The sequence below is a fragment of the Clostridium fungisolvens genome, from assembly GCF_014193895.1.
Classification (GTDB): domain Bacteria; phylum Bacillota; class Clostridia; order Clostridiales; family Clostridiaceae; genus Clostridium_AR; species Clostridium_AR fungisolvens.
On sequence record NZ_BLZR01000001.1, the window covers coordinates 1,003,622 to 1,020,412 of the forward strand.

A 16,791-nucleotide genomic window follows, 5' to 3' on the forward strand; every position below is an offset into this window, starting at 1 on the left:
ATGAGTTTTAAAATAAAGGCTAGAGACTATGCCAATATGTATGGACCAACCACTGGAGATAGAGTAAGACTTGCAGATACAGACATAATCATAGAGGTTGAAAAGGATTATACAACTTATGGGGATGAGTGCAAGTTTGGTGGAGGTAAGACTCTAAGAGATGGTATGGGACAGTCAGCGTTAGGTGTAAGGGCAGAAGGTGTATTGGATCTAGTTATAACTAATGCTTTAGTTTTAGATTATACAGGGATATTTAAGGCAGACATAGGAATAAAGGATGGAAAGATTGTAGGTATAGGTAAAGCAGGTAATACAGACATTATGGATAATGTAGATGAAAATATGATAGTAGGGGCATCTACCGAAGCTATAGCAGGAGAAGGAATGATCTTAACTGCTGGTGGAATAGATACTCATATTCACTTTATATCTCCTCAGCAGATTGAAACTGCCCTGTACAGTGGCATAACCACAATGATTGGTGGAGGCACAGGTCCAGCTGATGGAACTAATGCTACAACTTGTACTCCTGGTGCTTTTTATATAGAAAGAATGCTTGAAGCTGCAGAAGAGTTTCCAATGAATCTTGGATTTTTAGGAAAAGGAAATTCTTCTTCTTTAGATGCTTTGAGAGAGCAGGTGGAAGCTGGTGCTCTTGGACTTAAGCTTCATGAAGATTGGGGAAGTACTCCAAAAGCCATAGATACTTGTCTTGCAGTAGCAGATGAATATGATGTTCAAGTAGCTATTCATACTGATACTTTAAATGAAGCAGGTTTTGTAGAGGATACTGTAGCAGCAATAGGTGGAAGAACTATTCACACTTATCATACAGAAGGAGCAGGTGGAGGTCATGCACCGGATATTATGAAAATAGCTTCTTTTCCTAATATACTTCCTTCATCTACAAATCCAACAAGACCATATACAGTGAATACTATAGATGAGCATTTAGATATGCTTATGGTTTGTCATCACTTAGATAAGAAAGTACCAGAAGATATAGCTTTTGCAGACTCAAGAATAAGACCAGAAACTATAGCAGCAGAAGATATATTTCATGACATGGGGATCTTTAGCATGTTAAGTTCAGACTCGCAAGCAATGGGAAGAGTTGGAGAAGTTATAATAAGAACTTGGCAGACTGCAGATAAGATGAAGAAACAAAGAGGACTTTTACCTGAAGACAAAGACTTAGGCTGTGATAACTTTAGAGCAAAAAGATATGTAGCAAAGTATACAATAAATCCAGCAATTACTCACGGTATATCTAAATATGTAGGTTCTGTTGAAGTAGGAAAATATGCTGACTTAGTATTGTGGAAGCCTGCTTTCTTTGGAGTAAAGCCTGAGATGATAATTAAAGCTGGAATGATTACTGCAAGTAGAATGGGAGATGCCAATGCATCTATACCAACTCCTCAGCCAGTTATTTATAGAAATATGTTTGGAGCCTTCGGCAAGGCTAAATATAAATGCTGTATGACTTTTGTATCTAAGGCCTCTTTAGAAAATGGAAATATAGAAAAGCTAGGACTTAATAAGACTGTACTTCCAGTAGAAAACTGCAGGAACATAGGAAAGAAAGATATGGTTCTAAACTCAGAGACTCCAAAGATTGAGGTAAACCCTGAGAACTATGAAGTTAAAGTTGATGGGCAGCATGTAACCTGTAAACCAATTAAGGAAGCGTCCTTAGCTCAGAGGTATTTCTTATTTTAAGAAAGCATTCAAACCGTTGGTATGCCTATATATTTATATAATTATAACATTAAAAAAACACATAATTATTTAATTATAAATTTAAATGATTATATATTACCAGTTAGATAGGAGTAATTTATGTTAGTTGAAAGTATATTAGGAACTTTAGAAGACTTTGATGTTCATGGAAAAGAAATAGATTTCGTGGATATAGAGTGGTATGAAGTCAATAAAAAGATAATAAAGAAAGTAAGTTCCAGCGGAAGACAGGTTGGAATTAGACTAGATGGAAGTAGAAAACTTAATCATAAGGATGTACTTCATGATGATTCTGAATTTATAGTGATTGTAAATATACCTGAGTGTGAAGCTATTTCAATAAAGCCTTCAACTATGGAGGAAATGGGAAGAATATGTTATGAAATAGGAAATAAACACATTCCATTATTTCTGCATCATGAGGAGATACTTGTGCCTTATGATGAACCTTTGATGAAGCTACTTGAGAAAAATAACTTTAATCCACAGAAGGTTTCAGCTAGACTTACAAACGGTTTAGAAACTCACAGCCATAGTCATAGCCACGGACATAGCCATGAGCATGAACATTAGTAATCAATTTTTTACACTGCTTCAGATTGCTGACTCCATATTTCCTATAGGTTCTTATACTCAGTCAAATGGACTTGAGACCTATGTACAAAAAGGAATTGTAAAGGATAGTGAATCATCAAAGGAGTACTTGAGGCACATGCTTACAAGTAGTGTAAAATATAATGACGGATTAGCTGTGAAATTAGCCTATGAGTATGCAAAAGTGAGAGACATAGATAAAATATTAGAACTTGACGATTTGCTTACCTGCTCTAAGGCACCAAGGGAAATAAAAGAAGGTAGTATGAAGCTATGCACTAGATTTATTAAGCTTGTTAACACTATAAAAAGAACCGAACTTATTGATTTGTACGAGAAAGCTGTAAATGGAGAAAAAGCTTATGGCCAGTACTGTATTTCTTTTGGGATCTTTGCAGCAGAGTGTGATATATCAAAGGAAGAAGCTTTGATGGCGTATGTGTATAATCAGGCTTCTTCAATAATAAATAACTGCACTAAACTTGTTCCTTTAGGACAGTTAGATGGTCAAAAAGCACTTTTTAGTATGCAAGAAGTTATGTCGAATATTACCCAGGAAATATTGGAGCTTACAGTGAATGATATCGGAAGATGTAGTATAGGGGCGGATATAAGAGCAATGCAGCATGAGGATTTATATTCTAGATTGTATATGTCTTAGTCTTAAATATTGTGTTGAAGTTTATGCGGCGCTGTATGTGATATTTTATAAATAACGACTAAGAGTAAATGTGATTTTGGAGAGGAGGAAATGTTGATTTTTAAGTAGTCAACATAAGTGAATATATGAGTTATGTAAAGATAGGAATTGCAGGTCCAGTTGGATCAGGGAAAACTGCATTAATTGAAAGACTTACAAGAGAAATGAGTAAAGAATACAGTGTAGCTGTAATAACAAACGATATATATACAAAAGAGGATGCAGAGTTTTTAACTGCAAACAGTATTCTTCCAAAGGAAAGAATCATGGGGGTAGAGACCGGTGGATGTCCTCATACTGCAATAAGAGAAGATGCTTCTATGAATCTTGAAGCTGTGGATATGATGGCAAAAAGATTTCCAGATGTTGAGATAATATTTATAGAGAGCGGTGGAGACAATCTATCAGCTACCTTTAGCCCAGACTTAGCAGATTCAACTATATATGTTATAGATGTATCCGGTGGAGATAAGATTCCAAGAAAAGGTGGACCTGGAATAACAAGATCTGATCTTCTTATAATAAACAAGATAGATTTAGCACCATATGTTGGTGCAAGTCTTGAGGTAATGGAAAGAGATTCTATAAAGATGAGAGGAACTAAACCTTTTATTTTCACAGATCTTCATAACAAAGTAGGATTAGATAAGGTTATAAATTGGATTAAAGAAAATGTTCTGCTTGAGGGAGTGTAATGATCAATAATTACGAGAAAGATAGTCATATTAATATAATAGCTTCAGTTAAAAAGGATAGGACTATTTTAGAAGATAGCTATTTTACAGCTCCTTTTAAAACCATAAGACCTTTTTACGATGAGCAGTATAATATTATGAAACTTTGTATAATGAATGTATCCCCAGGAATATTAGAAGGAGATAAGTACTTCTTAAGTTTTCATATTAAAGAAGGCGCTAGGCTTCATATATACTCACAATCTTACAGCAAGATATTCAATATGAAGGAAGGCAGTGCCTATCAAAAACTTAAGGTAAGCTTAGAGAAGAACAGTAGGTTTGAGTATTTTTTAATGCCTACAATGCCTTTTAATGGCTCTAACTTTTTTAGTGAAGCAGATATACATCTTGAAAATGGAAGTGAGTTATTATATAGAGAAATATTATCTTGTGGAAGATATATGTCTGGAGAAAGATTTGATTTCAATATATACTCATCAAAAACTAAGCTATATTACAATGGTAAATTAATTTTCTTTGATAACACTTTTCTTGAACCAAAGAAGCAAAATCTAGATGAAATAGGGTATTACGAAGGTTATACTCACCAAGCTAATGTATATATAATAAATGATAAAATAGATGAAGAGTTTAGAGATAAAATTGTAGGTTATCTAAATTCTCAAGAAGGCATCATAGCTGGAGCAAGTATAAATCATGAAAAAATGATAACTATAAGAATTCTTGGAAACAGCTCAGATAAATTAGCAAAGATAACTGAGGGAATTAGGGAGATTGATTTAGAAAGATAGTTTATTTTAAACCTAAGCACATGAAGCCATAGGGGTTAATCCCTATGGCTATTTCAAAATATTTAATTATTGAGCTGTAACTTAGGTACAACCAATGATTTGCTCAAATTTTTTCTTCCATAGATACTGCAAATTATGCCTATAAGAGCTAAATTAACAACCGTAGAAAAAGGACTATAACTAAAAAATGGCATGAATGCTGATACAAAAGGAATTAAGTTTAAGTTTAATGCTACTGATAATAAAAATTCAACAGCTAATATAAAGGATATTAATGTGAATAAATTTCTTCCATACTGGTTTTTTATAGATTTAGAAGTTCTAAAAAGATTTGTTAATAAAAATAGAATCAATATTAAAAGTGTTAATGCTACAACCCAGCCGAAAGTATAAATTATATAGGTATAAATTAAACCTTCATTTATAACTGGAGTGTTGGATAAAATTTCAGTTGATATACCATTTCCAAATAGATTTGAATCTAAAATTATTTTTTGAATTATTTCATTTAAATAATTTGCGCCACTAGTGTTATTTCTAAAATTTAAGAGATCTATTAACCTATAATATCTATATTGAGTACTGAACATAGCAAAACAAATTACAGATATGCTTGCACCTATGGTAGCTAATATATATCTTATATTTATTTTAGAGTTTACCAATAAAATTATAGAAAAAATTGAAAATAATGCTGCACAAAAATACTGATCTGATATTAATATTAAATAAATACATAAAGCTATTAGAGATAACTTTTTGATTATTGAATATTTTAAATTAGTCAATCTAGGCAATATGCCATTTAAGGCAATTGAATTTAATATAATTGTAGCTAGGGCGATATCAAAGTTCTTTCCTACTAGGTTTATTCCTAAGATAAGATTAATCTTATATGGAAAAGACACTATTAAAAAGAAAACAAAGTTTGTTATGAAATAAATATGCCAAGAGTAATTTTCGAGTTTTCTATAATCAAATAAGTAAGCAGTAATTCCTATTAAGCTTCCTAATAGAGTACATACAATAGTTGTTATGTAGTTACTATAGGACATTACCTTAGGAGAATTTTTAAAAATCGAAAACTGAGTAAACAAACCAAATGCAACAAATAATGAACATATTATTAATGTTTTATATTCAGGTGCTTTTTTATACACCTTATTTAGATCAAAGCCTATCTTTTCGCTGTCTCCCATATGGGAAATTGCAAGCTTTTCAGCTTCTTGGAAGCTTGAACCTTGAGCAATATATTCTCCTTTTATATCCTCAAGATGGCAAGCTAGCTCTTCCTTTATATCCTGATGAACCTCGGTACATTTTATCTGAGTACAAACTTCCTCAGTAAATTTATCAAATAAGTTATTATCTATCCCCATATTATGCCCTCCCATAAGCAACTATCTACAGCATTTTTATAAGTTTCCCACTCTTTTTTCTTATCATTTAGGTGTTTTTCACCTTCACTAGTTATCCTATAATATTTTCTTTTTCTGCCTTCTGTACTTTCTTCCCAGTAGGACTCTACATAATTATCACTCTGAAGAGAATGAAGAATGGGGTAGAGAGTACCTTCTTTAAAGGCAAAGATTCCGTTTGATTTTTCCTCAATAGCTTTTATCATCTCATATCCGTACATGGATTTATCTTTAAGTAGACTCAAAATAATAATAGTTGTACTTCCTTTTAGAAGTTCTTTGCTTACTTTCATAACAACCTCCAATGTATACCTAGTAAATCTAGGTATATTATATATACATAGTAATACTAGGTATGCTTTCAGTCAAGAAAATTTTGTATATATTTTACTTAAAATTTATACAATTAAGTTATATTACATAATTTCAAGTATTTGACAATAAACTCTGAATTAGTTAGAATAAGGTTTAATAAATTTATAGTATTTATAATTTATTGTTTATTAAATTAGCTTAAGGCTTACCAATAGGACATAATTTTGAAATGAATTTGTTAGTTCTATAAAATTTATAGGAAGTAGGGGAGAGTATATGAATATTAGAGAAGTTTCTAAGATTGAAAATGAAGAAGAGCAGGTTTCAGCCATTTATGATATTTTTAACGAATCCTCAAGATTATCTACTAAAGCAACTCAAGTAGAGTTTTTAACCACTGTGAGGCAAATTGAAAAATATCTTAAGCCTGGTATGAAAATACTAGATTTAGGAGCTGGAACAGGAGAATATAGCTTGTATTTTGCAAAAAAGGGGTTTGAGGTAACAGCCATTGAATTGGTGGAAAAGCATGTAAAGCAAATTCAAGATAAAATTTCTGAGGGCATTTCGCTTGAAGTGTTTCAAGGGAATGCAATTAATTTATCGATGATAAAAGATAAATCTTACGATATTGTTTTATGTTTTGGTCCGCTATACCATTTAAAGAAAAACGAGGACAAGTTAGCCTGTATAAGGGAAGTAAAAAGAGTTAGCACAGATGATGCTAAGATGTTTTTTGCTTTTATTTCTAATGATATGGTTATTACAACTGAAGCTATGTGCTACAATCCTGATTTTTTAAAGGGTAAGGAATATAATCATGAAACTTTTAAAGTTGTAGATTTTCCATTTGTTTTTCATACAGTAGATGATTGTAGAAAATTATTTAAAGATTCAAGCTTACTAGTTTGTGGAGAAGTTGCAACAGATGGCTTAAGTGAGCTATTAGCAGATAAAATTAATGAGATGGATGAGGAAAGCTATAAGTCTTGGCTTAACTATCATTTTTATTGTTGTGAAAAACCTGAATTTTTAGGAGCAAGTAATCATCTTTTATTTATAGCAGAAAAGTAGATTTATGAGTTTAAAATATCTTACTTTAATACTTTTATGAACAAAACTATTCTATTGCAAGAATTTCTTAACTTATATTTCTTAATTTATGTTAAGAAAAGGGTGATGCGCAAAAAAACTCAATGAAGAAGGGATGGATATATTCCAGCTTTATATAAAAGTTTTTATTAGTTTAACTGACTACTATATAAGGAAGCATATCAGAAAGGAGCTTCAGTGAATTTTTATAGTATAAGAGTATTTGTTAAATAAATGTTGGTAGTGATTAAAAACATGAATATATGGTAAGCATTAAGAGGATAGCCTAATTATTAAATTTTCTTAGAGAGGTGTTCCTTTTGATACAGCATGATGTTGAATTAAAAAAGTTTGATTTGCATACTAATGATATTCTAAAAAGAGATTTTTATAAAGATAGAGTTGTAGAATCTTGTCCACTTTGCGGATCAACTTGGCATATTAAATATGGCTTTTTTAATGGAATCCAAAGATACAAATGCAAAGTATGTGATAAAACTTTTTCACGTACAACTAATTCATTGTGGAGTTATTCAAAAAAGAATACTAGAACTTGGATTGAGTTTACTGAATTAATGACAGAAAATAAAACTTTAAAATTTTGCTCTGAGAAGCTAAATATAAGTATCGGGACAGCCTTTTATTGGAGACACAAAATACTTCAAGCGTTAAGCATAGATACAACTCCAGATAGTTTATCAGGAGTTGTACATATAGGAAAAGTTATTATAAAAGAAAACTTTAAAGGGTGCAGAGATAAAGAAATACTAGCGGCAGCAACACCAAGAGAAGACATTTGGATTATTGGTGCAAAAGGCCAAGAAGACTCTATGTTTGTAAAGCCAATATTTAAATTTAAGTATCAATGGGATAAAGTTGCTTTCAATGAAAAAGTCTATTCTAAAATAGATGAGAAATCATACATTGCTCCGTACGGAGACAGATATATAAATTTAGTAGCGATGAAACATAATAGAAATAAATCTATTAAGATAGATACTGAGTATAGAATAAAATATCTTTGGCCAAATCTGAAGAAATGGCTATCGATCTTTCACGGGGTGTCCTCAAAGTATCTTCAAAGATACCTTAGTTTTTTCATAATTATGAACTTGGATAAGGTAGTAGATTATATGGATTTGATCTATGAGAGATTATTTGAAGGAAATAGATTTATAAAGACTGATGAGATAAGAATTAGAAGTTCGCTTTTTTAAAAATAAAAATTAACATAAGGGCTGTCCATCTTTCTGTATGGATATTTACCAACATTTAATTAATATATAATTGTATAAAGAAAAAATATAATGTAAACATAGAACTTGAGAAAATAATAGTGTAGTTATCCCCAAAATACACTATTATAAAAGTAGAGCTTTAAAAGTCTATTGTGATAACTTTTAAACCTCTACTAAAGATGTACCACCGAACCGAGATCTATTTTAAAAACTCTCACGGGTTCTGGTGAGAGTTTTTAAAAATAATAAATTTCATTACGAAGTGGTACATCCATAAGCATAAAATTTTAGAAGATTACTCTACTAATTTTTTTACTAATTCATCATTTTCCCAAGTGCCTATGATTCTTTCACCATCTGAATATATCATGATTCCATCACCTTCACGGTTGTCTTCCTTCCATAGACCTATAAACTGGTCGCCATTATCCCAGATATAAATGCCATTACCAGTTTTTGAGCCGTCCTTCCATTCACCTACATATCTCTCACCATCTGGCCAGCTATATATTCCATAGCCATTCATTTCGTCTTCTAACCAATTACCTTGATATAACTCGCCATTTGTGAAGGAAAGAGTACCTTCTCCATGAAATTTATTATCTTTCCAATAACCAATATATCTTGTTCCGTTGCTGTATGTAAAAATACCAAAGCCATTTTTCTTACCATCTTTTAGAGCTCCTTCATAATGGCCTCCATGGGTATGTTCTTCTTGATTGTTAGTTGATACAGTAACCTTTAAATTTGAAGCATTTAAATTTTTGAAATTAACATTGCTCATATTATGTCATCCTTTCACTTGTTTCAGTTTGTAAGTATTATATTAATTAATCTTATTTTTCTAAATCTTTCGTAAAACATTCAAAGAATTTAAAAGAATATTAATACACCTTATATCACAGAAAAATTATACATAGGCTTCCTAACTCAACTAATAAGGTACACATGCTAGATATTCACTAAAAACCGTAATTGTAAGACAAGCATAACTTAAGTTTTGCAATGGAACCCTCTAATAGTATACTAAGTTATTATGGGAATTAATTCAATGTATTTTGAAAAGTATTCTCATTAAGTGATATATAATATATTACATAGAAATATATTATATAATATGAGCAATAAATGTCAGGATTTTTTACTTGTGAGACTTTATAATTAAGTTAAAATATAAAAACTTTTATAGTTAATTAAATTACTGATATGTATAAAGTGATGTTAAGTTTTGGAGGTTATGATATGGATTATATTGATAAAATTCAAGAGTCAATTGAATACATTGAAAATAATCTTAGTGAGAAGATTTTTCTAGAGGATATTGCGAAAGCAGTTTACTTATCTAAATATTATTATCATAGAGTATTTCATGATATAGCTGGTGAGCCAGTTATGGAATATGTAAGGAAAAGAAGGCTTACTGAAGCAGCTAAAGATCTTGTGGAAGGAAAAGAGAAGATTGTTGATATAGCTTTAAAATATCAATTTAGCTCTCAAGAGGCTTTCTCAAGAGCTTTTAAGAAGATGTTTGGAGTTTCCCCAAGTAGGATTAGAAAGACACAGCAGAGAGTCTTGCTATATAAAAAGTTAGAAATAGCAAAGATTATAAAGGTTTCGTCATCTGCAGTAAGTATGACCTGCAAAGCTGCGTAAAGCTTGCATAGCATAAGTTCAATTAACTAGTATCTTAGCAATTTTTGTAATGAGATTAAGACATGTAATCATCTAATATTTCAATTAATAATGCTGAAGATATTGTAACTATAAAAAGTTTTGCATAAAGGAGAGAATAATATGAGTTATGTACCTATGGTTGTAGAGCAGACAAACAAAGGAGAAAGATCTTATGATATTTACTCAAGGCTCTTAAAGGATAGAATAATAGTTTTAAGTGATCAAGTAAATGATACTACAGCAAGTTTGATCATAGCTCAAATGCTATTTTTAGAAGCAGAAGATCCAGATAAGGATATTATCTTCTATATAAATAGTCCTGGTGGAGTGATTACTTCAGGGCTTGCTATCTATGATACTATGAAATATATAAAATGCGATGTATCAACTATATGTTTGGGTATGGCAGCTAGTATGGGTTCCTTCCTACTTGCTGGTGGAACTAAAGGGAAAAGATTTGCACTTCCAAACAGTGAAATAATGATACATCAACCTTCTATATCAGGAGGGTTGAGTGGCCAAGCAACAGACATAAAGATTTATGCAGACAAGATCTTAAGAACCAAGAAGAGATTGACTGAAATATATAGTGAAAATACAGGTCAACCTGCTGAGAAGCTTTTAGAAGATATGGAAAGAGATAATTATATGTCAGCAGAAGAAGCAAAGGCTTATGGGCTCATTGATGAAATAATTAAAAGTAGATAGAATACTAATAAGGTTGGAGCATGTATATGTCTCCAACCTTATTTTACTGTAAAGGATATTATAAAATTTTTGAGTTAGCTAAACCAAGTAATTTCAAGTGATTAGGATAACTTTTATATAGATGAACCACTTCGTAATAGAATTTATATTTTTAAATTCTCCTCTCAGAACCCAGAGGAGTTTTGAAAACAGTTTTCAGATTGAAGTGGTACATCTTTAGTAAAGAATATAAATTATTTAGTAGGTTAAAATAGCATTAACTATAGATAAACTACTTCAATCATTGAACTCAAAATAAAGATTTCGATGAATCTACGAATCATTGTTTTAGAGATTTAAATATGAAGTAGTTTATCTATATATTAGAGATCATATATTCATATACGGAAGTGAGAACTAATGAATAATACTAATGAAAACAACGAAAAAAGTATTACTAGCAATTACAATGAAAACGTAGAATTGATGAAAAACCAATTCCATTATCCGAAAAATATAGATTTTAAGTTTCGAGTGATAAACATAAAATCTTTAAATAAAGAAGCAACCTTATTTTTCTTAAATAGTATAGTGGATATTAATAGGCTAGAGATGTATATAGTAAAACCTATAATGGAAAGTGAGTTTAAGGGGGCCTCCAGTAATGATATCCTTGACATTCTGATGAAAAATATAATAAATAGCTCATCAGTGAGTAAGGTAAATAAGCTTAAAGATATCATTGAGGAGATAACTTTAGGAAATGTAATAATGTTTATTGATGGATGTTCAGAAGCGATCTCTATTAAGATTTCTAGCTTTGAGCATAGATCTGTAGAAAAGCCTACCATAGAAAATATTTTAAAAGGCCCAAAGGAATCTTTTACTGAGTCCACAGAGGTTAATTTTTCTCTTATTCGAAAACATATAATGAACAAAGATTTAATTACTGAAGTAGTTGATGTAGGTGTTAGAGGAAGTAGTAAAGTATTTTTGATGTACTTAGATGATATTGTTAATCCTAAGCTTTTAGAGGAAATTAAACTTCGCATAAACAAAATTGAGATAGAAAGTTTAGATGAGACTTCAATCCTAGAGCAATACATAGAAGATAGACCATATAGCTTAATTCCATCAACAATTTCAACTGAAAGACCAGACAGGGTTGCGTCATTTCTAAAGGAAGGCCATGTAGCCTTATTCGCATATAATGGTTCTATGGCGACAGTAGTTCCTATCACCTTTTTTACTTTGTTTCATACATCAGAAGATATGTACCAAAGATGGGCATACGGTAACTTTATTAGGGTTATAAGATTGTTTTCATGTATTGTTGCATTGGTAACTCCAGGATTTTACATGGCAGTAACAACATTTCATGCAGAAATGATGCCAGCTGATTTAGTAATGGCCACAATTTCTGCTAGAGAGAAGCTACCCTTTCCTGTATTTTTGGAAATAGTGATTATGGAAGTTTCTTTTGAACTTATAAGGGAGGCGGGAGTAAGAATACCTACGGCAGTTGGACCTACTATTGGGATTGTTGGAACTCTTATATTGGGGCAAGCGGCAGTTGAGGCCAATATAATTAGTCCAGTGTTAGTTATAGTAGTTTCCATAACAGGATTGGCCTCTTTTGCTATTCCAGAAATGAATTTAAGTTACATAATTAGAATTGGAAGGTTTATATTTCTATTTGTTGCAGCAATTTCAGGATTTTATGGACTTGGGTTATTAATTCCATTGATACTTGCTTATTTAAGTACCATAGAGTCATTTGGAGTACCTTTCTTTTCACCATATACACCTTATTTTCCATCATCTAAGGACACCGTATTAAGACCAATTATTCATAAGCTAATACGTAGACCATTAGAAACTAGGCCTATTGATGAAGTTAGAGCTAAGGATAGGAGTGACGGATAAGTGTTCAAAGCAACTGATGATAAAATTGGAGTAAGAGAATATCTATCCATTATATTAATTACTTTTATTTCTAAGATTACTGATAGCACGCCGTCGCTTTACTTAAAAGAAGGAATGACTGCAGGGTGGTTAACGCCTCTTATTTCTGGAGCATTTATGTTCTTATCTTTAACCATTATAATGAGTTTACTAAAAAAATATGAAGGGAAAGGGCTTATTGAGTTAGTATATGCTTTACTCGGAAGATTTTTTGGATTTATACTTTCAATACTTATATTGATTACTTTTTTGTTTTTCGCATTTACTAATAGTCGAAGTTATAGTAGTATCTTGACAATTTTATTTTTTCCAAACACTAATATTATAACATCGTACTTTTTCTTAATACTTGCCAGCACCTTGATTGCATTATTAGGGCTTAAAGGTATTGGAAGAGTAGGAAGAATATTAATACCTTACTTTCTTGTAAGTATAGTTAGTATCTTGATTTTATCTAAAAATGAAATGAATATTAGATTTTTATATCCGATTCAAGGGGCAGGAGTAAAAAATCTTTTTACTTCTGGTATATTCCTAAGTTCTACATTAGCAGAGATTGTTTTTTTTATGACCTTTAGACCAATGATAAGAAATTTTAAAGAGTTTAAGATCTCTACAATAATAGGATTTTTGGCGTCAGTAGCAATCATGATGACCTATTTTGCAGTCTATTTAATGTGTTTTGATTATCCGCCAGTAACAATAATTAATTATCCTTTTCAGACCTTGACAAGGATGATTGGGATAAGCAGGTTTTTCACCAATGTTGAAGCCTTTTTCCTTCTTGTTTGGGTAATGATTGCTGTTATTAGGTATGCGATGTATCTTTATACATTAGCCGGAATATTTGCTCAAATAATTAAATCTACAAAGGTTGAACCGCTGATTCCAGCCTTTGCAGTAATAACCTTTATGCTTGGGCTAATACCTGAAAATCATGTAATTACAGTACAAGTGATACGTCTATATAATATTCGTGCTACTTCGGTACTTTTCTTAACGTTCCCAATCTTACTATTAATTTGTGATAGAGTTAGGAGGAACAAAGCAGATGGCTAGGAAAAGATTTATTATATTTTTATTAATATTTAGCATAATATTATCTCTTTATGGGTGCAATGATAAAAAAGAGATAGAAGAGCAGGCTTTTGTTTCTGCAATTGGATTAGATGAAGGGAAAAATAATAATGTAAGTATCACATTTCAAATGGTGAATGCAAATTATGGAAGAACTGCGGGGAAGGCAGGTGGTGGAGGTGGAGATGAACCCAAAACTGAAATTGTAACATTTGATGCTCCAGATATAATTAGTGCTAGGGATTTGGCTAATATTTCTGTTGCTAGAAGAATAACTTTATCTCATGCAAAGATAATAGTAGTAAGTGAAAAGCTAGCAAAAGAAGATAAGTTTTTTCAAATAATAGAATCACCCTTACGTGAAAAAGAGTTGCGAAGGGGAATCGATCTAATAATATCTAAAGAAAAAGCGGCAGATTTTATAAGAAGTAATGACCCTAAACTTGAAAGTCATGTCAATAAATTTTATGATTTCATGACTCAAAGGTGGAAAGAAACAGGATTAGTACCGGTATCAACACTAAATAAATTTATGCAGAGGGTAGAAGAGGGAAAGGGGCTTTTTATAGCTGTATACGGCACTACAAAAAAAGATTTTATTAAAGAAGAAAATGGATATGAAGCAAATTATAAGCCTGGAGAAGTAGATATTATTGGAGGCAATCCAACTCAATTAATTGGATCAGCAGTGTTTAAATCAGGAAAAATGGTGGGAAGTTTAACTGGCCAGGAAACAAGAATAATATCTTTACTCAGACGGAAACCAGATACAAAAACAATGATATTTACTATTCCTGATCCTATTAAGAAGGAATATAGAATTACCATTAGAGTGGTTAAACATGAAAAAACTAAAGTAAATATAGATTTGTCAAAATACAATCCTACAATTACTGTAAAAGTACCTTTGATAATTGAAGTATTGTCAATACCAAGCTTCACTAATTATGTACAGGATTTTAAATTGCAACGTATTCTTAAGGAGCAAATAAAAGATTTCTTTACTCATGAAGCTGAAGTTTTAGTAAGAAAGACAAAGGATCAGTTTGGAGCAGAACCCTTTCTGTGGGAATTAGAGGCGAGAAAGAAATTTTCTACGTATCCTGAGTATAAAGCATATAATTGGCCTGATAAGTATTCTGCATCTGATGTAAAGATAAATTTTGATATTGAAATTAAGAGATTCGGTAAGCAATTGGCGCCACCAGAAGAAATGTCGAAAGAGGATGATATTCAATAATGAAATGGATTATACTGTTATTGTGTCTATATATAACTTACTATACATCAATGCATGCCATAAGTTTAGGTAGACAAAAAAACAAGTTTGGGATGTATTCTGTGCTTTTCCTAAGTGTTTGTACTTTAATTCTTCCAGTTCTTGTGTTGTTTAAGATAATAAAAATACGAATTTGAGTTAATTTAGGTTATAATAAAATAAAAGAGTGGATTAAAATAAGAAAAGGATGAGAGAATTAATGATGAACAAGCTAAATATAGAACAGTTTTTTGAAAAGTATCCCTTTGCAGAAGCTGATATAAGGAAAAATAACATTGATACAGAAGTTCTTGAGCAGATTTATAGCGATTATATATCAGTTAAAGATACATATGAAAGTCAAGCGGATTTTATAGCAAATATACTTAGAACTCATCCCAAAGTGCATTCAGTTAAGTCTAGAGTTAAATATCCTGAAAGACTTATAGAAAAAGTTATTAGAAAGACAGAAGATAGAAAAAATAAGTACAATGATGATTTTCAATTTAGTGTGGATAATTATAAAGAGGAAATAAATGATCTTATAGGAATTAGAGCAATACATATATTTAAACAGGATTGGGAAGAAATCCACAGGTTTATATTAGACACTTGGAAAGTAATTGAGATTACTGCAAATGTAAGAGATGGTGATGACACTAAAAGATTTGAAGAACTTGATATTCAGATTAAGTCTAGAAAATCAGGCTATAGATCTGTTCACTATCTTATAGAATTCTACCCAACAAGCCAAAAAGTTATAGCTGAAATTCAGGTGAGAACTATCTTTGAAGAAGGTTATGGAGAAATAGATCATCAATTAAGATATTCACATAGAGAAATTCCAGAGATATTAGAATCTAACCTGTTACTCTTTAATAGAATTTCAGGAAGTGCTGATGAAATGGCGTCAATGATAAATCTACTAAATAAAAATTTGTGCAAAATGGAAGCGGACTATAAAGAAATGATGGCTAAAAAAGATGAAGAAATTAGAGTTCTTAAAGAAACATTGAAGCTAGGTTAATAAATTAGGGTTGACACAAGAGCAGATACCTAGTAATATAATATTAACAAACTTAATAAAAGGTAATGCATACCCTGTAGAGGGAGTAACTTCTTAATAGATTGAATTCTATTAAGAGCAAGGTCGTCAATTCGGATTTTTCCCGGCTTTGCTAACAATGTTGTTTAGTGAGACTCTATAGCTAGAATAATTCTAGCTATAGAGTCTTTTTTTATTCTTTAGGAACTTATAATTTATTTATATCTGTAGATAGATATGAGTAACGACTTAAAAGATAATGTGATTTAAAGAATAAAAAATAAGAATTTGTCGCCTGCCAGAATTTCTTCACTACGTTCAGAAAAGGCAGATGCGCAAAAAAATCACTGAAGAAAGTCGCTTCAGCGATTTTTTAAGTTGCAACTAATTAATTTGGTTAAATTTACTAATTGATAAATGCTATTTTTATTTAAAATAACATTTAAACAGAGCATGTTTTATAGTTTGCTTGGATTTATAGGAATCATATTACGTT

General features: G+C 31.1%; 16 protein-coding genes. 13 read left to right on the top strand and 3 right to left on the bottom strand.

Translation table 11 applies throughout. The features are described 5' to 3' along the window. The 5 genes from ureB to bsdtw1_RS03915 all read left to right on the top strand — a co-directional run bounded on the left by ureB (nucleotide 1) and on the right by bsdtw1_RS03915 (nucleotide 4,526). A complete protein-coding gene (gene ureB / locus bsdtw1_RS03895) occupies nucleotides 1-1,722 on the top strand; it encodes an urease subunit beta (RefSeq protein ID WP_183276293.1) in 1,722 nt (573 codons plus the stop codon). Nucleotides 1,723-1,842: 120 nt separating this feature from the next. Next, nucleotides 1,843-2,316, top strand: a complete 474-nt coding sequence (ureE, locus tag bsdtw1_RS03900; RefSeq protein WP_183276294.1) for an urease accessory protein UreE — start codon at nucleotides 1,843-1,845, stop codon at nucleotides 2,314-2,316. Continuing rightward, nucleotides 2,300-2,998, top strand: a complete 699-nt coding sequence (locus bsdtw1_RS03905; RefSeq protein WP_183276295.1) for an urease accessory protein UreF — start codon at nucleotides 2,300-2,302, stop codon at nucleotides 2,996-2,998. The genes ureE and bsdtw1_RS03905 overlap by 17 nt, the downstream gene beginning before the upstream one ends. Before the next feature lie 125 nt (nucleotides 2,999-3,123). Next, entirely contained in the window at nucleotides 3,124-3,732 is a 609-nt protein-coding gene (gene ureG / locus bsdtw1_RS03910; protein WP_183276296.1) for an urease accessory protein UreG, read from the top strand. After that, nucleotides 3,732-4,526: an urease accessory protein UreD gene (locus bsdtw1_RS03915; protein ID WP_183276297.1), complete on the top strand. Its 795-nt coding sequence runs from the start codon at nucleotides 3,732-3,734 to the stop codon at nucleotides 4,524-4,526. Before ureG ends, bsdtw1_RS03915 begins: the two co-directional genes overlap by 1 nt. A 62-nt stretch (nucleotides 4,527-4,588) precedes the next feature. On the opposite strand, the gene bsdtw1_RS03920 is transcribed toward bsdtw1_RS03915, so the two are convergent. Then, nucleotides 4,589-5,905, bottom strand: coding sequence for an FtsW/RodA/SpoVE family cell cycle protein (locus tag bsdtw1_RS03920; RefSeq protein ID WP_183276298.1), 1,317 nt, complete (start codon nucleotides 5,903-5,905; stop codon nucleotides 4,589-4,591). Continuing rightward, complete coding sequence (locus tag bsdtw1_RS03925; RefSeq protein ID WP_183276299.1) at nucleotides 5,896-6,237, bottom strand: PadR family transcriptional regulator; 342 nt, start codon at nucleotides 6,235-6,237, stop codon at nucleotides 5,896-5,898. The genes bsdtw1_RS03920 and bsdtw1_RS03925 overlap by 10 nt, the downstream gene beginning before the upstream one ends. Before the next feature lie 298 nt (nucleotides 6,238-6,535). Here bsdtw1_RS03925 and bsdtw1_RS03930 point away from each other — a divergent pair, with 298 nt between their 5' ends. Next, a complete protein-coding gene (locus tag bsdtw1_RS03930; protein WP_183276300.1) occupies nucleotides 6,536-7,333 on the top strand; it encodes a class I SAM-dependent methyltransferase in 798 nt (265 codons plus the stop codon). A gap of 338 nt (nucleotides 7,334-7,671) precedes the next feature. Then, on the top strand, nucleotides 7,672-8,568 hold the full coding sequence (locus bsdtw1_RS03935; RefSeq protein ID WP_183276301.1) for an IS1/IS1595 family N-terminal zinc-binding domain-containing protein: 897 nt from the start codon (nucleotides 7,672-7,674) through the stop codon (nucleotides 8,566-8,568). A 316-nt stretch (nucleotides 8,569-8,884) separates the two neighbouring features. Here the strand turns inward: bsdtw1_RS03935 and bsdtw1_RS03940 are convergent, their stop codons facing one another. Then, nucleotides 8,885-9,373 carry an MORN repeat-containing protein gene (locus tag bsdtw1_RS03940; protein WP_183276302.1) on the bottom strand — a complete coding sequence of 163 codons (489 nt, stop codon included), beginning with the start codon at nucleotides 9,371-9,373 and terminating at the stop codon, nucleotides 8,885-8,887. Nucleotides 9,374-9,831: 458 nt separating this feature from the next. Here bsdtw1_RS03940 and bsdtw1_RS03945 point away from each other — a divergent pair, with 458 nt between their 5' ends. From bsdtw1_RS03945 to bsdtw1_RS03970, 6 genes are all read left to right on the top strand, one after another. Further along, a complete protein-coding gene (locus bsdtw1_RS03945; RefSeq protein WP_183276303.1) occupies nucleotides 9,832-10,242 on the top strand; it encodes a helix-turn-helix transcriptional regulator in 411 nt (136 codons plus the stop codon). 141 nt (nucleotides 10,243-10,383) lie between these two features. Further along, nucleotides 10,384-10,971: an ATP-dependent Clp endopeptidase proteolytic subunit ClpP gene (clpP, locus tag bsdtw1_RS03950; RefSeq protein ID WP_183276304.1), complete on the top strand. Its 588-nt coding sequence runs from the start codon at nucleotides 10,384-10,386 to the stop codon at nucleotides 10,969-10,971. Nucleotides 10,972-11,370: 399 nt separating this feature from the next. After that, nucleotides 11,371-12,876: a spore germination protein gene (locus tag bsdtw1_RS03955; protein WP_183276305.1), complete on the top strand. Its 1,506-nt coding sequence runs from the start codon at nucleotides 11,371-11,373 to the stop codon at nucleotides 12,874-12,876. Continuing rightward, nucleotides 12,877-13,974 (top strand): GerAB/ArcD/ProY family transporter, encoded by a 1,098-nt coding sequence (locus tag bsdtw1_RS03960; RefSeq protein WP_183276306.1) that lies wholly within the window; start codon nucleotides 12,877-12,879, stop codon nucleotides 13,972-13,974. After that, complete coding sequence (locus bsdtw1_RS03965) at nucleotides 13,967-15,232, top strand: Ger(x)C family spore germination protein (protein WP_183276307.1); 1,266 nt, start codon at nucleotides 13,967-13,969, stop codon at nucleotides 15,230-15,232. The genes bsdtw1_RS03960 and bsdtw1_RS03965 overlap by 8 nt, the downstream gene beginning before the upstream one ends. Nucleotides 15,233-15,470: 238 nt before the next feature. Continuing rightward, entirely contained in the window at nucleotides 15,471-16,277 is an 807-nt protein-coding gene (locus bsdtw1_RS03970) for a RelA/SpoT domain-containing protein (RefSeq protein ID WP_183276308.1), read from the top strand. Nucleotides 16,278-16,791: the final 514 nt, after the last annotated feature.

Bases quoted from the DNA above. Each gene is read 5' to 3' on its own strand.
- ureB (WP_183276293.1), top strand. From the start codon at position 1: ATGAGTTTTAAAATAAAGGCTAGAGACTATGCCAATATGTATGGACCA.
- ureE (WP_183276294.1), top strand. From the start codon at position 1,843: ATGTTAGTTGAAAGTATATTAGGAACTTTAGAAGACTTTGATGTTCAT.
- bsdtw1_RS03905 (WP_183276295.1), top strand. From the start codon at position 2,300: ATGAGCATGAACATTAGTAATCAATTTTTTACACTGCTTCAGATTGCT.
- ureG (WP_183276296.1), top strand. From the start codon at position 3,124: ATGAGTTATGTAAAGATAGGAATTGCAGGTCCAGTTGGATCAGGGAAA.
- bsdtw1_RS03915 (WP_183276297.1), top strand. From the start codon at position 3,732: ATGATCAATAATTACGAGAAAGATAGTCATATTAATATAATAGCTTCA.
- bsdtw1_RS03920 (WP_183276298.1), bottom strand. From the start codon at position 5,905: ATGGGGATAGATAATAACTTATTTGATAAATTTACTGAGGAAGTTTGT.
- bsdtw1_RS03925 (WP_183276299.1), bottom strand. From the start codon at position 6,237: ATGAAAGTAAGCAAAGAACTTCTAAAAGGAAGTACAACTATTATTATT.
- bsdtw1_RS03930 (WP_183276300.1), top strand. From the start codon at position 6,536: ATGAATATTAGAGAAGTTTCTAAGATTGAAAATGAAGAAGAGCAGGTT.
- bsdtw1_RS03940 (WP_183276302.1), bottom strand. From the start codon at position 9,373: ATGAGCAATGTTAATTTCAAAAATTTAAATGCTTCAAATTTAAAGGTT.
- bsdtw1_RS03945 (WP_183276303.1), top strand. From the start codon at position 9,832: ATGGATTATATTGATAAAATTCAAGAGTCAATTGAATACATTGAAAAT.
- clpP (WP_183276304.1), top strand. From the start codon at position 10,384: ATGAGTTATGTACCTATGGTTGTAGAGCAGACAAACAAAGGAGAAAGA.
- bsdtw1_RS03955 (WP_183276305.1), top strand. From the start codon at position 11,371: ATGAATAATACTAATGAAAACAACGAAAAAAGTATTACTAGCAATTAC.
- bsdtw1_RS03965 (WP_183276307.1), top strand. From the start codon at position 13,967: ATGGCTAGGAAAAGATTTATTATATTTTTATTAATATTTAGCATAATA.
- bsdtw1_RS03970 (WP_183276308.1), top strand. From the start codon at position 15,471: ATGATGAACAAGCTAAATATAGAACAGTTTTTTGAAAAGTATCCCTTT.